Source organism: Mesorhizobium sp. M7A.F.Ca.CA.004.06.1.1 (assembly GCF_003999135.1).
Classification (GTDB): domain Bacteria; phylum Pseudomonadota; class Alphaproteobacteria; order Rhizobiales; family Rhizobiaceae; genus Mesorhizobium.
In genome coordinates, this window is the sequence record NZ_RZPQ01000782.1 from 1 (window position 1) to 2,692 (window position 2,692).

2 protein-coding genes are annotated in these 2,692 nt (G+C 62.2%); both read right to left on the reverse strand.

Going from position 1 to position 2,692, the window contains the following annotated elements:
* Positions 1-104, reverse strand: a 104-nt coding sequence (locus EN906_RS39050) for a biotin/lipoyl-containing protein (protein ID WP_348629292.1), incomplete at its 3' end; no start/stop codon positions are given.
* 47 nt (positions 105-151) lie between these two features.
* A partial coding sequence (locus EN906_RS30050; RefSeq protein WP_127375597.1) for a 2-oxoglutarate dehydrogenase E1 component occupies positions 152-2,692 on the reverse strand: 2,541 nt, incomplete at its 5' end.

Here is a 2,692-nt window from a genome sequence, read left to right on the forward strand (position 1 = left end):
GGCTCGTCGGCGACGATCGCGTCGCCGACCTTCTTGAACCATTTGCCGATGGTCGCTTCGGTGACGGATTCGCCGAGAGTGGGAACGCGGATTTCGGTAGCCATTGTGCCTGTCCGTTTTCTTTCGGTTCTGTTATTCGCCCAGATCTTCTCTATTCGCCGAGCGCGTCTTCGAGCAAGGCGGCGAGCTGGGCGAGATGCTTCGACATCAGTCCGGTCGCCGGCGAGGCGGCGGCCGGACGGCCGGTGTAGCGCACCCGCTGATGCTTGGCATCGATATGCGCCAGCACCCATTCCAGATAGGGGTCGATGAACGACCATGCGCCCATGTTCTTGGGCTCCTCCTGGCACCACACCATCTCGGCATTGCGGAAACGCGACAGTTCGGTGATCAGCGCCTTGGCCGGGAACGGATAAAGCTGCTCGACGCGCAGCAGATAGATGTCGTTGATGCCGCGCTTCTCGCGCTCCTCGTAGAGGTCGTAATAGACCTTGCCCGAACACAGCACGACGCGGCGGATCTTCGAATCCTTGGTCAGCTTGATCGCCTGGCCGGAAAGCAGCTGCGCATCGTCCCACAGCAATCGGTGGAACGAGCTTTCGCCCGAAATTTCCGGCAGCGTCGACACCGCCCGCTTATGGCGCAGCAGCGACTTCGGCGTCATCAGGATCAGCGGCTTACGGAAGTCGCGCTTCAGCTGCCGGCGCAATATGTGGAAGTAGTTGGCCGGCGTCGTACAGTTGGCCACTTGCATGTTATCTTCGGCGCAAAGCTGCAGGAAGCGTTCGAGCCGGGCCGAAGAATGTTCCGGACCCTGGCCTTCATAGCCATGCGGCAGCAGGCAGACGAGGCCCGACATTCTGAGCCACTTGCGTTCACCCGAAGAGATGAACTGGTCGAACACCACCTGGGCACCGTTGGCGAAATCGCCGAACTGCGCTTCCCACAAGGTCAGCGCCTTCGGCTCGGCAAGGCTGTAGCCATATTCGAAGCCCAGCACCGCCTCTTCCGACAGCATCGAGTTGATGACTTCGTAGCCGGCTTGAGCGGCAGACAGATTGTTGAGCGGGATATAGCGGGTCTCGTCGCGCTGGTCGTAGAGCACGGAATGGCGCTGCGAGAAGGTGCCGCGTTCGGAATCCTGCCCCGACAGGCGGATCGGATTGCCGTCGAGCAGGATGGCGCCGAAGGCCAGCGCCTCGGCCGTCGACCAGTCGATGCCTTCGCCCGACTCGATCGCCTGGCGGCGGTTTTCGAGGAAGCGGATGATCGTCTTGTGCGCCTCGAAATCCTTCGGCACCTCGGTCAGCTTCTTGCCGATTTCCTTCAGCGTCTTGACCGGCACGGCGGTCTTGCCGCGCCTTTGTTCGTCCTGGTTGTCGGCCGTGCGCAGGCCAGACCAGGCGCCGTCGAGCCAATCGGCCTTGTTGGGCTTGTAGTGCTGGCCGACTTCCCACTCGGATTCCAGATGCGCTCGCCAGTCGGCCTTGAGCTGGTCGAGCTCGGCCTGGGTGAGGTGACCCTCGGCGATCAGCCGGTCGCCGTAGATCTGCACGGTCGTCTTGTGGGTGCGGATGTTGCGGTACATGATCGGCTGGGTGAAGGCCGGCTCGTCGCCCTCATTGTGGCCGAAGCGGCGGTAGCAGAACATGTCGACCACAACAGGCTTGTGGAACTTCATGCGGAATTCGATCGCCACCTTGGTGGCGTGCACCACGGCTTCCGGATCGTCGCCATTGACGTGGAAGATCGGCGCTTCGATCATCTTGGCGACGTCGGACGGATAGGGCGACGAGCGCGAGAAGCGCGGATTGGTTGTGAAGCCGATCTGGTTGTTGATGATGAAATGCAACGTGCCGGCGACGCGGTGGCCGCGCAGGCCGGACAGGCCGAGGATTTCCGCGATCACGCCCTGGCCGGCAAAGGCGGCATCGCCATGCAGCAAGAGCGGCAGCACCTTGGCGCGCTCTTCCAGCGGCACGATTTCCTCGCGGCTGCGGCCGAACAGATAATCCTGCTTGGCGCGCGCCTTGCCCATCACCACCGGATCGACGATTTCCAGATGCGAGGGATTGGCGGTCAGGGACAGATGCACCTTGTTGCCGTCGAACTCGCGGTCCGACGAGGCGCCGAGATGGTACTTGACGTCGCCCGAACCCTCGACCTCGTCGGGTGCGGCCGAGCCGCCCTTGAACTCGTGGAAGATGGCGCGGTGCGGCTTGGCCATCACCTGGGAAAGCACGTTCAGCCTTCCGCGATGCGCCATGCCGAGCACGATCTCTTTCATGCCGAGCTGGCCGCCGCGCTTGACGATCTGCTCCAGCGCCGGGATCAGCGCTTCACTGCCATCGAGGCCGAAGCGCTTGGTGCCCTTGTACTTGACGTCGATGAACTGCTCAAAACCTTCGGCCTCGACCAGCTTCTGCAGGATCGCCTTCTTGCCGGTGGCGGTGAAGGTGATCTCCTTGTCGGCACCTTCGATGCGGGCCTGGATCCAGGCCTTTTCCTCGGGGTCGGAAATATGCATGAACTCGACGCCGAGCGTCGAGCAATAGGTGCGCGTCAGGATTTCCAGCATCTGCCGGATGGTGCCGAATTCGAGCCCGAGCACATTGTCGAGGAAGATCGGCCGGTCATAGTCGGCAGCGGTGAAGCCGTAATTTTCCGGCGACAGCTCGTTGTAGTCCTCGAG